The organism is Streptomyces sp. NPDC022552 (assembly GCF_055561875.1).
This window is the reverse complement of sequence record NZ_JBVHGJ010000006.1, coordinates 187248-209223: the sequence shown is the minus strand read 5'-3', so window position 1 is coordinate 209223 and position 21976 is coordinate 187248. Positions and strand designations below refer to the sequence as shown.

At 69.2% G+C, this 21976-nt stretch carries 22 protein-coding genes and 5 pseudogenes; 12 read left to right on the top strand and 15 right to left on the bottom strand.

Features of this window, described 5'->3' with window-relative positions:
- Positions 1–61: 61 nt before the first annotated feature.
- The 3 genes and pseudogenes from ACZ3OF_RS18680 to ACZ3OF_RS18670 all read left to right on the top strand — a co-directional run.
- Positions 62–421, top strand: a complete 360-nt coding sequence (locus ACZ3OF_RS18680; protein ID WP_361675800.1) for a hypothetical protein — start codon at positions 62–64, stop codon at positions 419–421.
- Positions 422–472: 51 nt separating this feature from the next.
- Positions 473–802: pseudogene (locus ACZ3OF_RS18675) on the top strand (helix-turn-helix domain-containing protein); the annotation flags it as partial.
- A gap of 59 nt (positions 803–861) precedes the next feature.
- Positions 862–1489: pseudogene (locus tag ACZ3OF_RS18670) on the top strand (IS5 family transposase); the annotation flags it as partial.
- Here the strand turns inward: ACZ3OF_RS18670 and ACZ3OF_RS18665 are convergent.
- Positions 1471–1902: a hypothetical protein gene (locus ACZ3OF_RS18665; protein WP_361675320.1), complete on the bottom strand. Its 432-nt coding sequence runs from the start codon at positions 1900–1902 to the stop codon at positions 1471–1473. The pseudogene ACZ3OF_RS18670 and the gene ACZ3OF_RS18665 sit on opposite strands and share 19 nt — an antisense overlap.
- A gap of 771 nt (positions 1903–2673) precedes the next feature.
- Here ACZ3OF_RS18665 and ACZ3OF_RS18660 point away from each other — a divergent pair.
- Entirely contained in the window at positions 2674–4632 is a 1959-nt protein-coding gene (locus ACZ3OF_RS18660) for a D-alanyl-D-alanine carboxypeptidase family protein (RefSeq protein WP_467305637.1), read from the top strand.
- A gap of 285 nt (positions 4633–4917) precedes the next feature.
- Positions 4918–5274: a hypothetical protein gene (locus tag ACZ3OF_RS18655; RefSeq protein WP_467305635.1), complete on the top strand. Its 357-nt coding sequence runs from the start codon at positions 4918–4920 to the stop codon at positions 5272–5274.
- 12 nt (positions 5275–5286) lie between these two features.
- On the opposite strand, the pseudogene ACZ3OF_RS18650 reads toward ACZ3OF_RS18655, so the two are convergent.
- Positions 5287–5835: pseudogene (locus ACZ3OF_RS18650) on the bottom strand (IS5 family transposase); the annotation flags it as partial.
- Positions 5836–6167: 332 nt separating this feature from the next.
- Here ACZ3OF_RS18650 and ACZ3OF_RS18645 point away from each other — a divergent pair.
- From ACZ3OF_RS18645 to ACZ3OF_RS18635, 3 genes and pseudogenes are all read left to right on the top strand, one after another.
- Positions 6168–6542 (top strand): annotated as a pseudogene (locus tag ACZ3OF_RS18645) (transposase); the annotation flags it as partial.
- Between the two features lie 133 nt (positions 6543–6675).
- Positions 6676–6906, top strand: coding sequence for a hypothetical protein (locus ACZ3OF_RS18640; protein ID WP_361675333.1), 231 nt, complete (start codon positions 6676–6678; stop codon positions 6904–6906).
- A 406-nt stretch (positions 6907–7312) separates the two neighbouring features.
- A complete protein-coding gene (locus ACZ3OF_RS18635; RefSeq protein ID WP_361675336.1) occupies positions 7313–7852 on the top strand; it encodes a 2'-5' RNA ligase family protein in 540 nt (179 codons plus the stop codon).
- Positions 7853–8584: 732 nt separating this feature from the next.
- On the opposite strand, the gene ACZ3OF_RS18630 is transcribed toward ACZ3OF_RS18635, so the two are convergent.
- The 3 genes from ACZ3OF_RS18630 to ACZ3OF_RS18620 all read right to left on the bottom strand — a co-directional run bounded on the left by ACZ3OF_RS18630 (position 8585) and on the right by ACZ3OF_RS18620 (position 10326).
- Entirely contained in the window at positions 8585–8974 is a 390-nt protein-coding gene (locus ACZ3OF_RS18630) for a hypothetical protein (protein WP_467305633.1), read from the bottom strand.
- Positions 8975–9194: 220 nt separating this feature from the next.
- Complete coding sequence (locus ACZ3OF_RS18625; protein ID WP_467305631.1) at positions 9195–9425, bottom strand: hypothetical protein; 231 nt, start codon at positions 9423–9425, stop codon at positions 9195–9197.
- A 55-nt stretch (positions 9426–9480) separates the two neighbouring features.
- The gene (locus tag ACZ3OF_RS18620; RefSeq protein ID WP_467305629.1) at positions 9481–10326 is read right to left on the bottom strand and encodes a sulfite exporter TauE/SafE family protein; all 846 of its coding nucleotides are present in this window, start codon (positions 10324–10326) and stop codon (positions 9481–9483) included.
- A gap of 736 nt (positions 10327–11062) precedes the next feature.
- On the opposite strand from ACZ3OF_RS18620, the gene ACZ3OF_RS18615 reads away from it, so the two are divergent.
- Positions 11063–11323 (top strand): hypothetical protein, encoded by a 261-nt coding sequence (locus ACZ3OF_RS18615; RefSeq protein ID WP_361675342.1) that lies wholly within the window; start codon positions 11063–11065, stop codon positions 11321–11323.
- A gap of 139 nt (positions 11324–11462) precedes the next feature.
- On the opposite strand, the gene ACZ3OF_RS18610 is transcribed toward ACZ3OF_RS18615, so the two are convergent.
- From ACZ3OF_RS18610 to ACZ3OF_RS18600, 3 genes and pseudogenes are all read right to left on the bottom strand, one after another.
- Positions 11463–11651, bottom strand: a complete 189-nt coding sequence (locus tag ACZ3OF_RS18610; protein WP_467305627.1) for a hypothetical protein — start codon at positions 11649–11651, stop codon at positions 11463–11465.
- A gap of 286 nt (positions 11652–11937) precedes the next feature.
- Positions 11938–12915, bottom strand: a pseudogene (locus ACZ3OF_RS18605) (zinc-dependent alcohol dehydrogenase); the annotation flags it as partial.
- A complete protein-coding gene (locus ACZ3OF_RS18600) occupies positions 12908–13345 on the bottom strand; it encodes a tautomerase family protein (protein ID WP_361675348.1) in 438 nt (145 codons plus the stop codon). The pseudogene ACZ3OF_RS18605 and the gene ACZ3OF_RS18600, both read right to left, overlap by 8 nt.
- Positions 13346–13424: 79 nt before the next feature.
- On the opposite strand from ACZ3OF_RS18600, the gene ACZ3OF_RS18595 reads away from it, so the two are divergent.
- A complete protein-coding gene (locus tag ACZ3OF_RS18595) occupies positions 13425–14009 on the top strand; it encodes a TetR/AcrR family transcriptional regulator (protein WP_467305625.1) in 585 nt (194 codons plus the stop codon).
- Positions 14010–14068: 59 nt separating this feature from the next.
- Here the strand turns inward: ACZ3OF_RS18595 and ACZ3OF_RS18590 are convergent, their stop codons facing one another.
- Positions 14069–14545, bottom strand: a complete 477-nt coding sequence (locus ACZ3OF_RS18590; protein ID WP_467305623.1) for a tautomerase family protein — start codon at positions 14543–14545, stop codon at positions 14069–14071.
- A gap of 87 nt (positions 14546–14632) precedes the next feature.
- On the opposite strand from ACZ3OF_RS18590, the gene ACZ3OF_RS18585 reads away from it, so the two are divergent.
- Together ACZ3OF_RS18585 and ACZ3OF_RS18580 are read left to right on the top strand one after the other, a co-directional pair.
- Positions 14633–14773: a hypothetical protein gene (locus tag ACZ3OF_RS18585; protein WP_361675356.1), complete on the top strand. Its 141-nt coding sequence runs from the start codon at positions 14633–14635 to the stop codon at positions 14771–14773.
- A gap of 56 nt (positions 14774–14829) precedes the next feature.
- On the top strand, positions 14830–15261 hold the full coding sequence (locus tag ACZ3OF_RS18580; RefSeq protein ID WP_361675358.1) for a cupin domain-containing protein: 432 nt from the start codon (positions 14830–14832) through the stop codon (positions 15259–15261).
- Positions 15262–16136: 875 nt separating this feature from the next.
- Here the strand turns inward: ACZ3OF_RS18580 and ACZ3OF_RS18575 are convergent.
- The 6 genes from ACZ3OF_RS18575 to ACZ3OF_RS18550 form a co-directional block, all read right to left on the bottom strand.
- The gene (locus tag ACZ3OF_RS18575) at positions 16137–16625 is read right to left on the bottom strand and encodes a hypothetical protein (RefSeq protein WP_467305620.1); all 489 of its coding nucleotides are present in this window, start codon (positions 16623–16625) and stop codon (positions 16137–16139) included.
- 182 nt (positions 16626–16807) lie between these two features.
- A complete protein-coding gene (locus ACZ3OF_RS18570) occupies positions 16808–18142 on the bottom strand; it encodes a DUF4241 domain-containing protein (RefSeq protein ID WP_467305618.1) in 1335 nt (444 codons plus the stop codon).
- Between the two features lie 150 nt (positions 18143–18292).
- Positions 18293–18982, bottom strand: a complete 690-nt coding sequence (locus ACZ3OF_RS18565; protein WP_467305616.1) for an SMI1/KNR4 family protein — start codon at positions 18980–18982, stop codon at positions 18293–18295.
- Positions 18983–19080: 98 nt separating this feature from the next.
- Positions 19081–19716 (bottom strand): HAD family hydrolase, encoded by a 636-nt coding sequence (locus tag ACZ3OF_RS18560; protein WP_361675370.1) that lies wholly within the window; start codon positions 19714–19716, stop codon positions 19081–19083.
- A 143-nt stretch (positions 19717–19859) separates the two neighbouring features.
- Positions 19860–20561 (bottom strand): response regulator transcription factor, encoded by a 702-nt coding sequence (locus ACZ3OF_RS18555; protein WP_361675373.1) that lies wholly within the window; start codon positions 20559–20561, stop codon positions 19860–19862.
- A complete protein-coding gene (locus ACZ3OF_RS18550) occupies positions 20558–21886 on the bottom strand; it encodes a sensor histidine kinase (protein ID WP_467305613.1) in 1329 nt (442 codons plus the stop codon). The genes ACZ3OF_RS18555 and ACZ3OF_RS18550 overlap by 4 nt, the downstream gene beginning before the upstream one ends.
- Positions 21887–21976 lie beyond the last annotated feature (90 nt).

The following is a 21976-nucleotide window of genomic DNA, read 5'->3' as shown; positions in this document are numbered from 1 at the left end:
GCGGTGCCGGTATCGTCCGGTCTCCCGACCCTCCATACCAGCGGCCTACGTTCAGAGAGTGATGCACATGACCAGCCAGCAAGCAACGACGACCCTGTGGCGCCCCACCGGCCCCAAGGAGCTGGATCTGGTTCGGGAGCTGAACTGGCGTGCGTGGCCGCCCCGGCTGCCCGAGCAGCCGATCTTCTACCCGGTCCTCAACGAGGACTACGCGATCAGGATCGCCCGGGACTGGAACGTGAAGCACGACGGCGCCGGTTTCGTCACTCGTTTTGAGGTCGAGTCGGAGTTCGTGAGCCGGTATCCCGTCCAGCAGGCGGGCGGGCAGACGATCCTCGAGCTCTGGGTTCCGGCCGAGGAGCTTGACGACTTCAACGCCCACATCGTCGGCGAGATCCAGGTGGTCCACGAGTTCCGCTGAGGCGGGCAGGGATGCTGGGGCGTCGCGCCGAGCCGGTGCGATGATCCCGGCGTGGCTGGTGTGATCACGGCGTTGGAGCCGTCCTGGATAGCCCCCTTCACCGGGCTGAGCCCGCGTGCCTTCGGGAAGCTGGTGACCGTGCTGCGGCACAAGGGCGCGGACGCGGCCCGCAAGGGCCGACCGTGGGGCCCATCCCTGGAGGACCGGACGCTGCTGGTCACGGCCTACTGGCGAACAAACTTGACGATGCGCCAGCTCGCGCCACTGTCCAGGGTGTCGGAGTCCGCGGCGGACCGCGTGATAGACCTTCTCGGGCCGATGCTCGCGCTCCAGCCCCGCAAGCGGTTCGCCAAGGACGCCGTGCTCATCGTGTCCACCACGCCATGCGTGGCATCGCCCGGATGCATAACCAAGCCCTCGCCGGATGAACGAGCGGGCGCGTGGTCAGCATTGACTCGACATCCTGCCGTGCCCATCAACATGCGGCTGGGGCCCGCAAGAAGAGACTGTGCCGCGAAAAAGGGTCGACGCCCCGGCACCACCTCCCCGACGAGGGACTCGGGCGGTCCCGGGGCGGCCTGACCAGCAAGAATCACCGAGTCGGTGAAGGCGGATGCCGCCCCCTGGCCCTGCTGGCTACGCCAGGCCAGGGCGACGCGCCGCAGATGATCGAGGTCCTGGACCGGATCCGGGTTCACCGCTCGCAGGGCGGTCGCCCGCGGACCCGGCCAGACCATCTTGGTGGCGACAAGGCATACAGCTCGCGGCGGAACCGCCGCTACCTGTGAAGACGCCAAATCAAGCACACGGTCCGGAGCCGAGGGATCAGCGCGCCAACCGCAAACGCCGTGGCACGCAGCAACGGCGGCCGGTCACTGGCTTCGACAGTGACGTCTACAAACGCCGCAACGAGCCGAGCGGACGTTCAACCGGCTCAAGAACTTCCGGGCCGTCGCCACCCGATAGGACAAATGGGCCTGCGGCTTCCATGGCATCATCACGACCGCGGCGATTCGTTCATGGCTCCGTGAAGATTCAACGGCCAGTGCTCAGGTCACGGAGCAGTAGAGCCGAAGCCTCTGATCATTGGCCTTGCGTGCCAAGTCGGCAACGTCGCCGAGATGATCAGCCGCCTCGTCCTCGGCAATATCGTCGCCGACCTCCCGGCACAGACGTGACCAGACTCGGGCGACGTAGTCGAGCTGTGCCCGATCCGCAGTCGCCAGCGAACGCTGCAGACGCTCCGAAAACACGAAGACGTAGGTGCCGTCGTTGGTGAGCCAGGTCAGCATCCAGGGCTCGCCAGCCTCCATGAGCGACTGCGAGGTCACCCCGGCGAGCAACCCCTCCCACTCGACCACCGCATCGCGCGGATCGTAGTTGCCGACAGGCAGAGCGTCGAACGCGCCGCGCGTCCCGAAGCCCTGCACCTGCGCGGCCGATTCGTCATCCGGCGCGATGAAGTACTCCCAACAGTCCACCGACGCATCATCCCCGCGTCGCGGCATCCTGCCCAACAAGATTCGCCGGACGGGCCCCAGGCCCAGGCGGGCGCGTCGGCAGAACAACACCACCCGAAGGTGTCGGAGCGCGATCGAGCACTTCGCACGAAGCACCGGCCAGACCACAGCCGGTCCTGGTCGCACCGGCCCACCGCGCGGCCGTGGCCGGGTGCGGATTGGGGCAGCTCAGCATCCTTCAGGCCGCAAGAATCAGGGGGCGAGGTACGGCTAGCGGGCGGGAAACCCTCGCGTGCGGCCTCGACGGCCGGCCGCGGCCGTGCGCCGCCGGTCGATGTCCGCTCCGCCGACCGGTGGAAAACGGCGGCTCCTCACGCGCACTTGTATGACCGGACTGTCACAAGATCTGTTCTGTGGAACATAGTCGTCTCGGCCCACGTCTCGGGAGGCGACGGGGCTGCCGGCCCCGAGAAACATATCTACGAGCAGGCAAGGCTGGCCGGGATGACCACGGAAGCGGTGACGGGTGAAGGCCCCGAGTCTCCGAAGCACGAGAACGACTCGGAGACGGCGGCTGCGTCCGACGACCGTCGGACCAACGCGCGAGAAGGTGGCGTGGGAGGAGAGCGCCCTGCCGACGGGGAGCCGGAGCCCGTGGCGACCGAGTCACAACCGGGGAATCCAGTGAAGGAGGGCGCTCCGGCATCCACCGGCGGCGCTTCGTTGGCGGTCAGTGCCGCCGGCGACGACGCGGCCCCGCATACGGATGCGGGTACGCCGAGGACCGCTCCCGTGACCACGAGATCCGCGGCCCCCGCGGAGGACGGGTCCCGACCCGAGGCCGACTCCGACGCGGAGGGCGTCTCCGTGTCTGAGGACGTGTCCGACGCCGAGAGCGTCTCCGTGTCTGAGGACCGGATCGACGCCAAGGACGGGCCCGAGGTCCAGGGCAGGTCCGACGCCGAGGACGGGCCCCAGACCGAGGACCGGCCCGACGCCGTCCCGTCGACAGCGGCCGAGATCGGTCCCGGGTCACCTGGCCCCGCACCCGCCCGGCCGGTGGCGGCCGGGGGCGACGGCGAACCCGATTCCGACGCCCCCGCCCGCGACGCCGCCTCCCGTACCGAGCCCGACGAGGCGCCTTCCGCGGCGGAGTCACGACCGGCCGTGGACCAGGCCACCGCTGTCCTACGCAAGGTAGCCCCGGCCACCAGACGGGATGCCGCTCCGGCCGACTCCCGCACGGCGGACAGGCCGGGCCGGCCCACGCCCTCGTGGGCGCGGCCCGAGGAGGACGACCAGCGCACCCGCGCCCTCGCCGTGCCGACGGTTCCGGACACGCCGACGTCGAACTTCGCCGTCCCGACGGCCCCGCCGACCGCCGCCCCGCGCCCGTCCGAGCCCGCGACCGCTCGCGCCCCGGAGGGGGCGGGGTCCGCCGAGGCCCCGCTCGACCTGCTCGCCCAGCTGACCAACACCCCTCCCCCGGCGGAGACCCCGCGCCGCGCCGCGAGGCGGCGGGTCAAGGTGTGGACCCCCCTGCTGCTGCTTCTCGCCGGCGCCGTGGCCGGCGCCCAGTTGCTCCGCCCGCTGCCCGACCCCCAGCTCCTCGCGACCGAGCGGACGCACACCGTGGAGGGTCGGCTCGCCATCCCCTGGCCCGGGGAGGGCCAAGGCGCCGTGCGCCTCCCCGGTTCGGGAACGATCGGCACGTTCGGTGCGCAGAAGCCGGTGCCGACCGCGAGCGTCGCCAAGATCATGACGGCGTACGTCGTGCTCAAGGAGCATCCTCTGCGCAAGGGCGAGACCGGTCCCACCATCACCGTCGACGCCAAGACCGTCGCCGAGGGCCGGTCCCAGAACGAGTCCCGGATCCAGGGGCTCACCGAGGGCAGCACCTACAGCCAGCTCGACATGCTGAAGATGCTGATGATCCCCTCGGGCAACAACGCGGCCCGGCTGTTGGCGCGTTGGTCCACCGGCAGCGGTTCCGAGGCGGCCTTCGTGGAACAGATGAACGCCGCCGCCCGCGAACTAGGCATGAGCGACACCACGTACACCGACCCGAGCGGCCTGGACGCGGGCACCGTGAGCACGGCCGTCGACCAGCTCAAACTCGCCGAGGCGGTGATGAAGGACGACGTGTTCCGCTCTGTGGTCGCCCTACCGGACGCCGAGATCAAGAACCTTTCCCAGCGGCTGATCAACAACAACACCCTGCTCGGCGACCCCGAGTTGAGCATTCGCGGCATCAAGACCGGGTCCAGCACCCCGGCCGGAGGCGCGCTGGTCTGGGCAGGCTACAAGTCCGTCGGCGACGAGACCCCACTGATCCTGGGCGCGCTGATGGACCAGCGGGCGGACGGCCCGGATCCCAACGCGACCCGGAGCCTGGCCCTGGTGCTGGCCAACAGCAAGAAGGTCATAGAGTCCGTCCGGAGCGCCCTGACCTCGGCCACGGTGGTCCGCAAGGGCGACACGGTCGGGTACATCGACGACGGGCTCGGCGGCCGCACGCCGGTCGTGGCGGGCGCGGAGCTGAAAGTCGTCGCCGCCCCCGGGCAGACGCTGCGACTGGCCCTCAGCGGCAGGAACGGGGCGAAGGCCGCGGTTCCGCGCACGGCCGCGGCGGGCGCCGAGGTGGGCGTGCTGACCGTGGGCGAGGGAGCGGCTGCCAGGAGCGTAGCGGTCGTGGTCGGCCGCGAGCTGTCCGAACCCTCCGTCGGCACCCGGCTCACCCGCATCGGCTGACCAGGCTCCGAGGTCCCGGGGCGGGAGGAGCAGACGCCCGCCCCGGGCCTCGCAGGCCGGCCCGCGACGCCCAGGTCCAGGAGCGCCGCGCGGACGCCACCGTCGTCCACTGAACCTCGGCGGCAAGGCCGGACGCGTCCTGAAGGACTGGGTCCGTGGCATCGAACTCCGGGCCGTCGCCGTCGCGCAGATGCCCGAACCTCCTAAGACATCGTTTCCTTTGGCTGACGCTCGCGCCGTCGACCGACCGGGCGGGTGTCGGAGCGACGTGAGAGCCTCCCGGGCATGAGTTACGACCTTGCTGTCTGGGAAGGCGAGGGGCCTCCGGATAACAAGACCGCTGGCCGGGTCTTCAGTAACCTGTATGACCGCTACATCGACAGTGAGGTGGAAGAGCCTCCGTCCGATCGCATCGCGGCATACGTGGCTGCGCTGCTTGAGCGGTGGTGTGACATCACTGAGGACGACGATGACACCTCGCCCTGGTCCACTGGTCCGTTGATCGATGAGGCCGGCGGTCCGCTGATCTACTTCGCCATGCGGTGGAGCATGGCCGAGGAGGCGTCGGCCTACGCGGCGGACGTCGCGGAGTCCATGGGGCTGGTCTGCTTCTACGTGCGGCAGGACCGGCGCAGGCCATGAGCTGGGCCGCCATCAACGGTAGCCGATGAGGATTGCGGCTATACCGACGAAGGCGAGGAAGTGTTCGACCTTGCGTTCATACCGGCGGTGGAGCCGGCGACAGCCTGACAACCAGGACACGGTTCTTTCGACCACCCAGCCCAGCGATGCCGGCCCAGCCGCTGCGAGGGCTCGACACCCTTGCGGACGATGCGGGGGCGGATCCCCCGTCGAGGGGGCCACCGACGCAGATGGTCGTAGTCGTCGCCCTTGTCCGCGTGCAGTTTCGCTGGTCGTCGGCGCCGGGGGACCGGATGGGCGGGATGCCGCGCACAAGCGGCTCCAGGCCCAGAACTGTCGTGCGTGTTCGCGCCGGATACACCCAGGACTGCGGCAGTCTGTTCCGGTCGCAGATCAGGTGGATCTTCGATCCCAGCTCGCCGCGGTCGGTCGGATTCGGTCCCGCCAATGGCCCCCTTTTGAAGCCCGCAGGCTGACGGAGTCGATCGCGCACCGCGACCAGTCCAGCTCGCCTCGTGCTCCGAGTTCGTCGAGGACCACGCGGTAGAGCCTGGCCCAGACGAGCAGCTGGCCGACGCGCTGCGGGTCGGTCACGGGGCGTCGGTGATGTCCAGCTCGATCACCGACGCCAAGCGCCCCGATCATGCCTATGACGGCGGCCAGCAGAGCAGTGCGTCCATGTCGCCGCCCTCGGCGGCCGCGAAAGAACTTGCAGGCGAGTTCCTGGCCCTCCGCCCGGCGCGCCGGGAACGGCGCATTGTCGACGTCCTGCCCTCCAGCGGCGATGCGCTTTCTGGCGCGGGCGAAGATCTGCCGGCAGTTCGCCTCGGTCTTGCCGGTGATCCTCGCGGCGTTCGGATAGTCGTACCCGAACACCTCGCGCAGCACGAACACTGCCGCTCCCGAACCCGGTCGATCGCAGCACGAAGGGCAGCAGGCTGCACGTGCTGTCCGATGCCCGGGGCATCCCGCTCGCCGTCGCCGTATCTGGCGCGAACATGGACGACAGCCTCGCCTTCAAGTCGCTCATCCGCGGCATACCCGCCGTCCGGTCCCGCCGGGGACCACGCCGAAGCCGACCCGTGAAACTCCGCGCGGACAAGGCGTACTTCTCCGCCGAACACCTGGCCTGGCTACGCGAGCGCGGGCTCGTCGCGCGGATCGCACCGCCCGGCATCGAGTCCGGCGAACCGCCTCGGTCGGCACAGCTGGAAGATCGAACGGTCGTTCGCCCAGCTCTTCGGCTACCACCGCCTCACCGTCCGATACGAACGGAACGGAGTTGGGCGGGGGTGACATGGCAGGTGACCTGTCACCAACCACTGCAACCCACACGTCGCCCGTCATCCTCCGTACGTGTCGCTGCGCCGACCAGGGGTCCTGGCATGGAACCGTTTCCGCATGACCGAAGGATCGACCCTCCCCAGCGCGCGAGTCACCGTACTCGGTGTCCAGCCCGGCAACCCGCCCTTTCGTATCGTGGAGGTCGACGGAGAGTTCGTCGGCAGGGCGATGTCGATGACGGACGTGCTGCTGGTCGCCGCGGAGGCGGGGACACCGATCCACGACCTCGACGACCCGGACGAGGTGCGGTGGGTCGGGGGCGGCAAGTTCACCTGGGCCCCGCACTAGAGGACTCGGGAGCGACCTGATCTCCCGCGCCCAGGCCGCAGCGCTGTACGGCGATCTGAGGGCCTTCACCACCCGCCCCTCCCAAGGGCGGCGATCTGGCCCTGCACCTTCACGCCGCTCCGGGGTCACCGAGCTATCGCCTACGGGCCAGTTGTGGAATTTGGCTACATCGAAGAAGCGCCAGAACTGCGCAAGGACAGCTGGCTTCGTTCATTTCAACCGACAGCGTTTGTTCGTGGTTCCGGCGGAATTCAGTGATCATCGGCACTCTGGATGTTCACGGGAAACAGCGGCAGCGTCACCTTCTCGGTCGTCCCGGTCGGCGACCTGCTTCGCAGATCGGGCGTGATCGTTCAGCGGAAAAGGAGCTGTGCTGTCTCCGGCAGAGGTGACACGATGCAGTGTCATGGCAGATGACAGCACCAGTGCGTTTCAGGCGGGCCAAACGGGGCTCATCGTCCGGATCCCGGAGGCAGAGCCGGCCGTCCGCGGCTGGCGTGATCGGCTCGACCCCTCAGCCCAGGCTGGGGTCCCAGCCCACGTCACCGTGCTCTTCCCATTCCTTGACGAGAGCCGAATAGACGCGCTCGTCCACTCCGCCCTCGCGGACGTGCTGGGCAGCCACCCGGCCTTTGACCTGCGGTTCGAGAGATGCGGGCGGCTCCCAGAAGTGCTGTATCTCGTCCCCGAGCCTGACGCGCAGTTGCGGCAACTCACGGAGGCGATCGCTGATCGCTGGCCTGAGGTTCCGCCGTACGGCGGCCGGTTCGCCGAGAACGTGCCGCACCTGACCATCGCTCAAGGTCAGGAAGATGCCGTCTTGGCGAAGATCGAAGCCGACCTCGCCGGCAGGCTCCCGTTCACGTCTCACGTCTCGTCGGTTGAACTCATGGTGCACGACGGCACGAAGTGGCAAGAACGAGCGTCGTTCACACTCGGAGGATGAAGCGGGTCACGAGGCTTGGCTGGTCCGCTGCCCCTGGGGAGACGGACCAGCGTGGGGGCCAGTCAGTTGGCTGCAGCGTGCTCGGGAGCCTGGCCCACGCGGCGCGATGGTTGATGCCGGTCCTGCGTGAGACCGCCGATCGTGCGGCGATGCGTGCCCTTCACCGGCCAGCTGCTGACCGCTCGTTCTGCCCGACAGGGTCGGGAGGACACACATGGCACATGCCCTGGGGCATTTGACCATCGGCCAAGGCGCCAACGTCCGCTTCGCAAAGACCAGCCAGACCCTGGCCGAGCTCGCCGACGGCCATGCAGACCGCACCTGGAGTGGCGCAAGCGCGAGATCGCGCGCCCCGAGCTGCTGATCCTCGTCGACTTCTCCATGCGACAGATGACCGCCCCGCAGCCCCCGAGAACGGCGTTCTCAGCGCGACGAGCTCCTGGGACAGGCGGGCGGATTCATTCCGCTACGCGGCGGTACCTGATCGGGTGTGGTGCTCGGGCCCGTCTCGTGCAGCGCCAGAAGGACCGGCGGATCAACGCCAGCCACTAGGTGATCATGAACGACCCCTCTGTCCTGGTACCGGCCGCCATCACAGCCGTCTGGGTGACTCGTCGATCCAGCCATGGACACCACCCGGGCCGTACCGGACCGCTTGCTGCGCGCGCTGCCGCGTTCGCTGACATCGCCTGCCACCTGCACCGCCTCGCCTCGGCGGGCCGCAGGGGCGGATCACTTGGTGACGATGTCGTAGCTGAGAACCTCTCGGGTCTCCTCATGGATGAGATAGACCGTCACCCTCCCGGCACCCCCCGCCACGTCAGCGGGAACGGAGAACGCGATCTTGGCCGACTGGCCACACACCGGGCTGCTGCTTCGGCTGGCCAGCCAGACCCCCCTGGCGGTGAAGGTGTCCACGAGGGTCCTGCGACAGGAGGTCGGGCTGACGGACTTCTGCTCCCCCTCGATGGCCACCGACCGGTTGTACCAGGTCACCTTCCCCCTCGTGTAGGTCTGGCCGAAGCTGGCGTCGAACGTGTAAGGGGGCGCTTCGGCAGCGGCGGCGGAAGTCGCCGGCAGGGCGAAGAGCAGCCCGGCGGTGAGACTTACGGTGCCGAGCATGGCAGTGACCTTCGTACGCATGTCGCCGTCCCGGGGTGTCGTCGATGAGGCGCAGTCGCGTGTTCCGCCCGGCGCGGACGGACGCACGCGGCCCAGTCTCGCGGGCCGGACCTGGCAGGTCTACAGGGCGTCACCGAGGGCAAGTTGGGAGGTTCAAGGCAGTGATGGAAGGTCTCGGTCGGCATTGCTCGAGTACGACGGAATCCATGCCGCCCTTCCCTCACGTGACGAGACGGTCGACAGCGAGATTCACATCCGTCAGGCACCGTCGTCTCAGAGGTCTCCCGGACAAGTCCTGGACGGCGGCGTCGTGGAAGTCCGCGACGACCTGCACCGCCCGGCGGTTCGCCGTGAGACCCCACCACAGTTGGAGTGTCGTCGTCGCCAGCCTGACAGCCGCTTCGGGTCTCGCCCAGCCGGTGCGGCGCTCCCCCATGGTCCGGTCGGCCATCCACGCCCGCAGGGCCCGGAGTTGGTCGGCCCGGCCCGGATCCGAGTTGCTGCTCTCATTCATATGCCCCACGGCGCATCGACGGCCTCAGTCGTGTCGGGCTAGCTTCACGGCCGAGACGAGCAGGATCACGGCCAGCACAGGGATGACGACCAGGTCCGGGAACACTCCAAGCAGCAGTCCACCCAGCACCGCACCGACGATCGAGCCCGCGGCCATGGTCGCGGTGAAGCGGACGTTGGCGCCGAGTACGGCGAAGCTGCCGTCGCGGCTGTAGCGGGCGAACGCGACGAGCATGGTCGGCAGGGAGACCAGCAGAGAGGCTTCCGGCGGTTTTGATGTCCTCGTCGAACAAGAGCACCATCGTCGGGATCAGCAGCTCGCCCCCGGCGACGCCCATGATCGCGGCGACCACTCCGATGCCGAAGCCGGCCACGACCCCGGAAGAGACCTGGACCCAGAGCGCCGGTGCGAGGGTGTTCAGCGCGGTGGTGTGGGTCAGGACCAGGGCGGCGGCCATGAGGACCATGAGGACGGCCAGCACCTTGTAGAGGGTGGTGCTGCGCATGCGGACCGCCCAGCTCGCTCCGGCCCAGGCGCCGAGGAGACTGCCGACCAGGAGGTTGACCGCGACCGGCCAGCGGGCGGCGACGTCGGCGGCCGGAACCGCGGCCGGCCGGGCGGGCAGCGCGACCAGGACCACGACCAGGCTCATCGCCTTGTTGAGGATGACGGCCGACAGGGTGGCGAACCCGAAGAGGCTGATCAGCAGAGGCAGGCGGAACTCCGCGCCGCCCAGGCCGATCATCCCGCCCAGCACTCCGATCGCGGCTCCGGCCCCGAAGACGGCTGGCGCCGAGTGCGTCGGGCGGAGTGGAGCGAGGCTCTGGTCGGTGGTCATGGCCGACATCCTCGCGCGGTGGCTGTCGGTTCCTGCCATGACAAGAAGGCCTGGGTGTCGACTCAGGGTTCGTGCGGTTCTCCGAGCTGGACTGGCGAGAGGAAGCGGTCTGCGCGTCCGGTTGACACATTCGTCGTGCCGGCGCCGCCGTGCCCTTCAACCGTTGAGGGTTCAAGCCCACGATGGTGGGCGCAGTAGGCCCGCGGTGTTGGGCGAGCGCCGGCCGTCCCCTGCGGTGACCAGCCAGCCCCTTCGGCCCCGGAGCTGCGTCGGCAGGACTAGTTGTGGATGCCTCCAGTGGACGCAGGACGGCCAAGCTCCGGACCTCCGCCGTCAGCTACGCCCTCACGAGCACCGAGCACCGTCAGACTCAGCTCGAGGCCGAGGGCGCCACCGACATCGAGATCGTGAATCAAGCCGGGGGCATAGCCCACACGTCGTCGCGCACCGCAGCACACGCACGGGCGCCGTCATATGCCGAAGACCTTTTCGTGCACGACCCTGTCGCGCCCCGGCCTGCTGGTGGCAGGGTGAGCGCACGCGGTCCTCACAGACCACCCCCGGAGAGGGATCGCGTCCCTGGTCCCGCCTGCCGCCCAGCAGGCGGGACCGCGCCGCCCCTTCCCGGCTCCTCCCCACGGGAAGGGTCCCGGCGCGCGCCCGGATGTCAGACCCCCCTCGTAGCGTCGTGAACGAGGGCCGGAGCACGCCGGCCGCCGGAGCATGGGAGCAGACCATGGGCGAGATCAGCGTCGACAGGCAACACCTGAACCACCTGCTGGCCGACAGTGCCAGCCCGTACGGCACCTCGTATCAGGAGGCCTTCACCGCGCTGGCCGCGTCGCATCGCGGCCGCCCGACAGCGGAGATCCTGCCGCTGCTCCGTACGGCAGCCGACCAGGCCCTTCTCGGCTTCACCCCGGCCGACCTGCGCGAGCAGGCCGAAGCCATCAGCATCGGCACGCCCTACACCCTGAGGGTCATGGTGACCGGTTGACGAGCATCTGCACGCGTGCGATCACGACCGGGGTCAACCGATCCCCGGTCGCCCCATGTGGTCCGGTGCCCTGTCCCTGCAGGCAATCGCGCACTGCCTTCCTGACCAGTGCCTTTGAGGCCAGGGCCGCGTCACTTCGTCACCGGGCGGCGACTGCCTTCACATGGTCGAGGTTGGGGAAAAGGGTGCGCACGACGTCTGGGCCGGGCGCGATGAAGATGCCGTCCGCCTCTACGAGGATGGTGGATGGGTTCTGTTCTGCGGCGATCCCGCCCTTCACGAAGATCCTGCGGGCGTCGGTTCCTGTGACATGGGCTTCCTGTGACATGGGCGGTCACGTGCAAGGGGGTCTCCAGGGGGACCGGCCTCGGTAGCGCATCTCGAGCGAGATGGTCATGCTCGGCTTGCCGGCAGCGGCGCATGCCCAGCCCATCTGTTCGTCAAGGAGCATGCCGCCGTGGCCATAGCCGGGTGGTCCTTCATGGGCGATGCCGAGGCGGCACCGACCGGTGACGCCGCCGTCGACGGGAATGACGTGCATCGGTGGCGTGAGCGGGCTGCCGGCGCCGGTGACGGGGCTGTACATCCGTACGCCGCCAGGAAACTCGTCCACCGTGCTTCTCGGGCAGGGCGTCGGGGAGCTGTTCCCAGTCGAGGACGTGGGAGACGACGCGCGCGGGGTCGACGGTGCCGGAGGCGGCGAGGTCGAGGGCGTCGGGGATGTGGGCGCGGACGTTGTCGCGGGCGATCCTGAGGGTGACGCCGATGAGGTACGTGTCGAGCAGTGGCAGCTCGCCAGGGCGGAAGTGGTTGCCCGCCGACTCGCAGATGCCCTCGGGCGCGAGGGACCTGACCGCGAGTGCGAGCTGGTCGACACGGCCGGTGGCCTCGACGGCGATGTCGAAGCCGTGGCGGATCGGCTCGATCGTCTCGGCGGTGCGGGCGCCGAAGCCCTCGGCGAGCTTGCGGTGCTCGGGGTCGGGGTCGACGTACAGGAGGTCGGAGGCGCCGAGTGCACGGGCGATGTCGCACACGTACAGGCCGATGCTGCCGCGGGCGACGACCAGGACCCGCGCGCCGGGGCGGGCCTTGAGGTGGCGTGCGACCAGGCGCCAAAACAGCGACCAGTTGTCGCTCGCCGAGGCCATCGCGACCGGGTCGAGGCCGACCGGCAGCGGGACCAGCATGGCGTCCGCGTACGGGACGCGGACCAGGTCCGAGAAGAGCCCGCCCCAGGTGCCGCCGATCGGCGCGCCGTACATGGCCATGTGCGGGACCGAGGTGCAGTGGGAGGTGAGCCCGCCTCTGCAGTGGTCGCAGGTTCCGCAGCTGATGGACCAGGGCACGACGACGAGGTCTCCAGGTGCCACGGTGGTCACGTATTCGCCGACGTCGGTGACGCCGGCGACTCATTCGTGACCGAGGGCGAACGGTGGGTCGATGAAGCCGTGTCCGGCCAGGATCGCGGAGTCCACGTCGCAGGAGGTCGCGGCCACCGGCGCGACGATCGACGCACGACCGGACCCGAGCTCGGGGTCCGGGGCCTCGCGCCACTCGACCGTACGGCGGGCGACGTAGGTCAGTTCACGCATCGGCCCGCCCCATGCTCTGCTGGGCCAGGGCGACCAGATCGGCGTAGCGGATGACGGAGCCGCCCGCGCCCCACGTTCCGTCCGGCTGCTCGTGGACGAGCACCCACACCCGCAGCGCATCGTCCGGAGCGAGGCCGGCGGCGGACAGAACCGTCTTCGTCGCGTCCTGGACCAGGCCGGCCTTGCGCCGTTCGGACAGCGCTCCCTGAGGCACCGTCACCTCCACGAGGAAGCGGGGCGCGTCGTCCTCGGCGGTCGTCTGGGCGCCCTCGGGAAGCACGTTCAGGTAGCTCCACGCCTGGGCGCGGAAGAAGGCGGTGTCGGGCGCCCCTTCCCAGCGCAGCAGGACGGCAGCGAGGTCGCGCTGCACAGTGCTGCGGCCCTCCTCCGTAAGGGCGCCGGGTGGCGCGGTCAGCCGGATCATGGGCATGGCAGCTCCTATGACGAGTGTTATAGACGGCGACCACGGTAGACTATGACGGACGTTATATCCAGAGGGGAGTGCACAGGTGCCCAAGAGCAGTACGCCGTCGCGCGAGCGGATCGTGGCCGGCGCCGCGGACATGATCAGCCGGCGCGGGCTCAGCGCCACGAGCATCCGGGAGATGGCCAAGCACGCCAAGGCGCCGCTCGGCTCGACGTACCACTACTTCCCCGAGGGCAAGCAGCAGCTGGCCACGGAGGCCGTCCGTTATACGGGCGAGTGGGTCGCCCGCAGCCTGCGCAAGGAACTGGAGGCCGGGCCGGTCGAGGGCCTGAAGGCCTTCCTCGACCTGTGGCGCAAGATCGTCGTCGACAGCGACTTCCACGCCGGCTGCCCCGTCCTTGCCGTAGCCATCGAGGAACCCCAGGACGGCGAGATCCCTCCCGCACTGACGGCCGCGGCCGAGGTCTTCGAGCAGTGGGAGACCCTGCTGGCCGACTCGCTTCGGGCGCACGGCGCCGAGCCCGAACAGGCCGCGCAACTCGCCACGCTCACGGTCGCGGCCGTCGAGGGCACGGTGGCGATGTGCCGCGCCAAGCGCAGCACCGAGCCACTCGACCGCACCGCCGAGCAGCTCCAGGCCCTGATCGCCGCCGCGGCCCCGAAGTGACCCGCGCCCGAGCCTCCGCACCCCCGCCAGGAGGTACGGACGCCCGGGCGCGGGTCGGGTCAGGCGCCGAGCGCGGCGCGGATGACCTTCACCTTCTCTTCCGTGAACACCCCGGTGTCCAGGAGTGAGAGGACGGACAGCACCCCGCCGCTGGAGCCCCAGCTCCCCTCGTCAATGACACGGAAGTTGACCCACCAGGTCGCCGCCGGCTTCGCGAGGCCGCAGGCCTCGGCCATCGCGGCCAAGATGCGCTCGATGACCGCAGCCCTGACCTCCTGCCGCCAGTCCCCGTCCATCACCGCCACGTCTATCACCATGACATCGGCGTCCGGCCCGATGTCCGCGAGCAGCCGCCCGCCGAGCGCCATCATGTCCGGCTGACGCTCCACGAAGTGCACCTGGAACCCGACCCGCGCGGGCGGAGCGAACTGCCCCACCTCGGGCACGAGAACAGCATCCGTCAGTGTCTCGGCCAGCGTGCGGCGCTGCTCCTGGCTCAGTCGTCCCGTCGGTGTGTTCACGGTGATGATCGTCATGGCGTCCTCCTATGACAGTCGTTATAGACGGCTTCCACCGTACACCTGGCTATAACGACTGTCATACCGCTGAGGTGCGAACGCGCTGTGCCAGACGGGGCGCTCGCGCTCCTGGGCGCCCTCAGCGTCGAGCACTTGGACGACCTGGAGCGCAGGCGGGCCGTCAAGAAGAAGGCAGCAGCCACGAAGACGACTGCGAAGAACACGACGCGGCGGAAGTCAGCCTGAGACGGGGGCTGGCGTGAACTGCTCGAACACCGTGGGCGCGCTGCTGTACTGCGCTTATGGCAGATCAGAAGTTGTGCGCAGTGGTTCGGACCGGGCAGTACGAAGGGGTCCAGGGCGGGTTGTTCGGGGCGGGTATCAGCGCGCAGTCCGTGGGGGCTGAGCGGTTGTGTCTGCATCGGTTGGTGATGCCGGCCGGCAGCCGGGGCCGCCCTCACCTTCACGAGGGTCATGAGTCGGCCATCTTCATTCAGTCTGGCCAGGTCGAGGTGTGGCACGGCGCGGACCTTTCCGAGCATGTCGTGCTGCGTGCGGGCGACTACATCCACATTCCGGCTGACGCTCCGCACATGCCGGTGAACACGGGTGAGGAGGACATGGTGTGCCTGGTCGCGCGGACCGACCCCAACGAGCAGGAAGGTGTCCGGCTGCTCGATTTGCCGGCCTGGCTGGAGAGCCGGGTCGGCCCCCTGCCCGTCGGGGCCGGCTGAGCCGCGCACCGCACCACGACGATCGGCGCCGTCGCTTGCGCCGCCCCTGCCCACGCTGACGAGCCCGATCGCACGGGTGCCTGCGAGGCAACAGGTGAACTCCGGCGAAGTCGGCGCGTTCGGCCGTAAACCCCGTTGCTCCCCTGCCGAATTGCGTCACCGTCCACCTGGCGGGCACGCGGACGGATGAGGTCGAGTCGTTCAAGGACGGGTCGGCTTGGGGCGTCCAGGCTTGAGCATGGCGCTCTTCCCCTGGTAGTCGACGTTGGAGTCAACGGTCACGGACATGAGTGACATCCCTTCTCGCAGCGTTACCCGAGGGACACCATGGGCAGCCAGTTGTTGCCCATACGGAGATCACTGGGAGCCGGCCGCCAAGAGGCCTGCGGCAAGAAGTCGGCGCGACGGAAGTCTGCCTGAGGCAGGAACCAGAGCTGTGGCCTGCGGATGGGGGGTGTGTCCGCAGGCCACAGCTGGAACGAGGTCACTCGCTCACCGCTCCCTGTGCCCCCGAATCCCTCCGGCACACCGGGAACGCGGCGCATCGTTTTCCCGGCGAAATCGCTGCCGGGGTTACTCGCTGAAGCGCCTCGATCTCCTCGTCTGTGATCTCTGCGTCCGTCCGACCCCACATGCGCTCCCCTCCTTCCTCCGGGAGGGTGGAGCGCTTCCTGCACCCTCAGGCCCTGTAGGTCAGTCGGCGGATGCCGTCGGAGATGTAGTACGTGGTTCCGTCGGGTGTCATATGGAACGTCTCCGTGAAGACCAGGGGTCCTCGCCGTCGAGCGTCATGGTCCCGAGCACCGTGAATGGTCGCGGCGGCCGACCGGCGCGTCACACTCTCACCAGCGTTATGCGCCCTCAGCCACCAGGGTTCAACGTCCTACGGTGCTCCAGTCCGCGGGGGCAGGCGGCACCGTACGGCCTGCGGCGTGTTCGTGCAGGCGCCGGGTCAGTTCCGGCAGATCGTAGGCCGGGAAGCTGACCTGCAGGAGACGTAGGCCGAAGTCCGACGGCTGGTCCCCCTGGAACATCGCGGCGTCCAACGGCTTGATATTCACGTCCCAAGCGTCGGGCGCGGCCCAGTGCGTCATCCGCGCGTAGAAGGCGTCCCGCGGTCCGGCGTTCGCTACGGCCGACAGGAAGGCGAGCCCGCTCTCGACCGGGAAGTCGATGAGCATCCAGCCGCGGCGGGACTCCACCCACTCCGCCATATGCGGCAACTTCTCCGGCCAGTCCGCGTTGCTCTCAGCCAGGTCCTGACAGCAGGTGAACGTGTCAATGCCGCACTCCCAGATCGCCTGGATCGCCGGTGCGAGCTGTTCGTCGATCTGGGCGCGGAGATCACCGACCCGGACGAGCACGGTGGGATGCGTTCCTTCGTAAGACGTCACCGCATGAGCATAGAAGCGGTGCACAGACGTCATCGCGGGCGGGATCTGGCGATGCCAGGTCGTAGAGAGCGGGCCGACTGCATCATCGCCCGGTCATTCCAAGGGTCTGGTCGGCGCGGTGGCGGGTCCCCTGACCCGCCACGTAGGCAACGTCAGGCATTGGCGGTGACTCCAACTTCTGGGAGTACTCGGGGCATCCCCTCTACCAGCACCGCGACCCCGACCACTTCGCCGGCCTCGGAACGGCCGACCCAGACGGGATAGGTGCCGTCCCCTGTCGTCGCGAAGGCCACCAGTTCGCCGCCGGAGGCCCGGTCCCGGGTACGCAGCAGGTACATGGAGTCGCTGATGTCCTCGTACACGTCCGGGTCCAGGTCCGGGTCTCCCTGGATCAGCCCTCTGTCGAAGAGCGCGAGGAGGGGTTCCCAGGCTCCGGCATCGGCGAAGCAGCCGGTGGCACCGTCGGTGTCGAAACCGGAGATCTGGTTCTCGATGAACAGCCGAAGGTCGTCCTCGGGCCTGAGCGCCATCTCCCAGGTCGTGGCGGGGGCCTCGCTGACGAGGAGGCGGACGGCCATGGTGTCGGTGCGCGTGACCCCGCTCCTCTCCCACTCGCAGTGGTAGGTGTGTCTGGCCTGCGCCTCCTCCAGTACGTACTCCCCAGGCGGGACAGGGACCGTGATGTGCGGGCCTTCGCGGTCGATGTCCGGGCCGGAGACGGCGAGCAGCCCGCTGGGTACACGCAGGGTACCGATGCGGCGTGGCTCCACGATCGTCATCTCGGGGTGGTGTCCGTCGGTCACACGCACCCCGGGCCGGAACAGCTCGCCGATCGGTCCGGGCTGCGCGGGGCGGGGTGGATGCCAGCAGGTGGTGGGCGCGCCCCTGCTGCCGTCGGCGGCCGCCGCGGCCGGTTCGGTGATCTCGAAGACCGGCGGCTCCGTCAGCCCGTGCGACCGGGCGGAGAACAGCGGCCATTCTCCGAAGGCAGGCCGTTCCGCCCAGCGCTCGTCATCGCCGACCCTTGGCACGGTGGTGCAGGAGCCCCCACGCCTGCCCTGCGGCTCTTCCTCTCGCCGGCCCTTTCCGTCCGGGAAGAGCTCCACGGTGATGCGCGGGCACGCTTCGTCGAACTCCGCCATCTCAGGGCAGGTGTAGTGCCAGCGGACCTCGGACCGGCGCAGCAGCCGCGTCGGGTCGTCCAGGAGCCGCATGTCCAGGTCGTAGGTACGGCGGCCCTGCGCGTCGTAGACCCACAGCCCGACATAGTGATCCCGCCAGGAGACGAGCCGAACCTCCAGCGGAGCCTCCCGGCCCGACGCCCGGTACACCACCACGTACGGGAGCCCGGCGGCATCCCGCTCACGGGCCTGTTCCACGGATATCGGCCGCCAGGGGACGCGAGTCTCCAGATCCCACGCCTGCGCGTACCCGACCTCGACCACCATCGCCACTCCCCCGCTCACGTACTTGACGAGCCACAACATAGCCGCCACCTGTGACAACACCCTTGCCAGGCCGCGGGTGAGCCATCCCCGCCCGCGCCAACGGCCCGGCCGGGCAACGACAAAGCGCGAGGGCCGTCTACAACGCTCATCGTGACGACGGCGCAGTGTCGTGCATGCCAGCGCCCAATGTCAGGCGTTCGTAGATGGCTGGTGGGCGGTGAGCTCGGCCTTTTGTAGCCAGTCGATGTACCAGCGGGCGAAGGTGACCGGCTTCCCGGAGTGGTCGCGGAGCGGGACGAGGTCGGTGTCGTCTGCCCGGCAGTCGGACCAGATGGTGCCGCGGTGGGCGCCACTGATGATCAACCACTCCCTTTGGGCGCAGCCGAGGTGGGAGATGACGATGGCGCCCGCGGTGCGTTCAGGGGCGCACATCAGGGCGTCCCAGTGTTCGTCCCATGCCTCTATGGCGTCGTCGAAGTCCTCGATCTCGTCGAAGTCCTCTTCTTCAGGGCGTACGGCGAGAAGTGCGTCGAGCTCTTTGGGGTCCGGGCCGTGGTCAGGGAAGGGCCGGGCGAGCATGGACAGGTCGGCCAGGTCGGCACCATCTCCTTCCCAGCGCCAGCGGCCTTGTACGCGGCGCACGGGGAAGAGGCCGTAGGCGGGACCCGCGCCGCCGGCGCCCACGGAGGTGAGGAAGTTGCGGTAGTCATCCGGCAACCGCACACCCATCTGCACTTCGAGTTCGGCAAGCTCGTCATCGGCCAGCGGTTCTTCCAGGGCCCACCTGTGCCCGAGCGAGCCGAACACCTTTCCGCTCGCCGGTTGGGTACCCAACGCGGCCACACGCTGACGTACACCGTCCCACTGCTGATCAACCATGCCCAGACGGTACGGGAGTGCGTACCTGCGCAGACGCGGCGTTCGCTGCACGGTCCCGGAGAAGCGCGGCTCTCACGGGGGCGTGCTGGTCGCGGCCATCAACGAGTGGCTGTGACCAACCTGCTCAAGTGCGGGAGCACACCTCGAAGGTCGTCGTCCTCGACCACAACCGTCGCAGCCGTCCGCGCGTGCTTCGAGGCGTTGAATGCCACAGCCACCCCTACCGAGGCAAACAGCGGCAGGTCGGAACGACTGTCTCCCACCGCCCCGCACGAGAGGGGGTCCAGCCCCAGCTCTCGCGCCTGCGTCAGGGCGAAGTCCCGCTTGTCGTACTCGTCGAAGTGGCGGGCCACGCGCCCCGTGAACCGGCCTCCGGCGGTCTCCAGCCGAGGTCCGCTGAACGAATGGAAGCCGAAGCGGTCGGTCAGGTAACTGCCGACCGGGGACCAAGCCAGGGTCGCCAGGACAGGCACCAGCCTGTTGCTCCAGCACCAGGCCACGGTCTCCGAAATGCCCGAGACAAGGGGAAGCCCGTCGAGCCAGCCGAGGACCTGCCCCTCAGGCACGCCTGCCCAGCCCGCCGCATCCAGCTCCGAGACTTGTCGATTGTCCAGGGCGCCTGAGGCGTACCCGCCCTCCGCCTCTGCCAACTCGTCGCGATGTCCGAGGAAGCCGGCCAGGAAGACCGACGAACTTGTCCGCGGGACGAGAGTGCCATCGACGTCGAAGAACACGGCACCTGCATGATCGGATGAGAGCACTGACCAAGGATGCCATCACCATGTGCCGTATCAGATCACCGCGTGTGTCCGGGCAATTCTGAAACGCGTCCTAGGCGGACAGGTGCCCACTGCGTGTCCCAAGTCTGGGCTCCGGTCTACGTCTGCTCAGTGGACTGCCGGTCACCCTCGCCCGCGCCGACGCTGACCAGGCCCGTCTCGTAGGCAACGATGACGGCCTGGACACGGTCACGGAGTCCGAGCTTGGCGAGGATGCGGGCGACGTGCGTCTTGACGGTCGCCTCGGCCAGGTGGAGACGGGCGGCGAGCTCGGCGTTGCTCAGCCCTCGTGCCAGCAGGCCGAGGACCTCCAGTTCGCGCGGGGTGAGCGAGGCCAAGTCGCGGTGGAGGGCGGTGGTTTCACCGCTCTGCCGGGCGAATCTCTGCACGAGGCGGCGAGTGATGGCAGGCGCGAGGAGGGCGTCGCCGGTGCGGACCGTCCGGACGGCCGAGGCCAGGTGCTCGGGGGTGACGTCCTTGAGGAGGAAGCCGCTGGCACCCGCGGACAGCGCCGCGTAGACGTACCGGTCGAGGTCGAAGGTGGTCAGGATGATGACGCGAGGATCGCCAGGGGCGCCGGTGAGGATGCGGCGGGTTGCCTCCAGGCCGTCCATCTGGGGCATCCGGACATCCATAAGGACCACGTCGGGCCGGGTGCGGCGGACCGCGTCGACCGCCTCTGCCCCGTTGGTCGCCTCGGCGACGACGTCGATGCCGTCGGCGCCGAGGATCATCCGGAATCCGGTACGCACCAGGGTCTGGTCGTCGGCCAGGAGTACCCGCGGCGGCTGCTCGGTCACGGTGCCTCCAGGGAGATCGGCGCCTCCAGTGGGATGAGCGCCTCCAAACGGTACCCGCCGGTCAGGCGCCGGCCGGCGCGCAGGGTTCCGTCGTAGACGGCAAGGCGCTCGCGCAGACCGATCAGGCCCCGGCCGTTCCCGGAGGCCGCACCGGCGTCCGGGTACCCACCGGTGTCGGTGACTTCCACCCGTAGCCGGTCCGGACCGTACTCGACGGTGACGGCGGCGGTGGCACCGGACGCGTGCTTCACCGTGTTGGTCAGGGCCTCCTGGACCACGCGGTAGGCGGCGAGTTCGAGGCCGGGCTGGAGGTGGCAAGGTGGTCCCGTCACGGTCAGGCGGACCGGGAGGCCGGCCTCCCGGACCCGTCCGACCAGCGATTCCAGCTGGTCCAGGCCGGGCTGCGGGGTCAGCTCCGTACCTTCGTCAACCCCCGGACGGGCGTCCTCGCCTTCATCGGGCATGGTGAGCAGCCCCATCACATGACGCAGCTCGGTCATGGCCGCCCGCCCGCCGGCCTCGACGGCGAGCAGCGCCTCCCCGGCCTGTTCGGGAGAGGATTTCATGATCTTTCGGGCGGCGCCTGCCTGGATGACCATCACGCTGACGTTGTGCGTGACGACATCGTGCAACTCCCGGGCGATCCTCGCGCGTTCGTGCTCGACGGCCCGGCGCAGCGCCTCGGCCTGCTCGCGCTCCAAGGCGGACAGGCGGGTGCGGCCCTCGTCGGTCCGGAGTTTCCAGGTGCGCAGGCCGAGAGCGGCTCCTGCCATCGGGACCAGGATCAGCAGGGCGATGTACTCGTTGGGGATGATCGGCGTCACCGAGTTCCCCGACGTGCCGACCAGGAGGACCGACACCGGGAGCGCCGCGAGGGTCGCCACCCGGTAGGGACTGTGGACGGCGGCGCTGTAGACGGCGATCACGAACGCGTAGAACGTCAGCCGCATGACGCTCTGCGGTGTCGCCAGTACCGCAGCCGTCACGACGCACAGCACGGCGAGCGGGAAGCGGCGGCGCAGCGCCAGGGCGCCCGAGGCGACGGCCGCGAGGGTCACCATGAAGGCCATGCCGCCGGGGCCCGCCGGGCGTGCCATGACGTGCTGCACGCCGGCGATCTCCCGCACGACGACGTTGTTCGCGTTGTCGATGCCGTAATAGACCGTGGTGACGCCGAGCACCAGCGCCACGAGCACGTCGAACTGCCAAGCGCGACGGCCGAGTCGCAGCGGCGGACCGGTCGCATGTCTGACGTCGCGGACCGCCGTGCGGAGCGTGCTGCGGACTGTGGCCCACAGCCGCGCCGACATCGTACGTACGTTCATCACCGGTTCATTGTCGCCGCTGCCCGCCCCATCGGAGTCCGCCCCAGCGGCCGTTCCCGGTGCCCGGCGTACATCGGGCGCCTACATCGC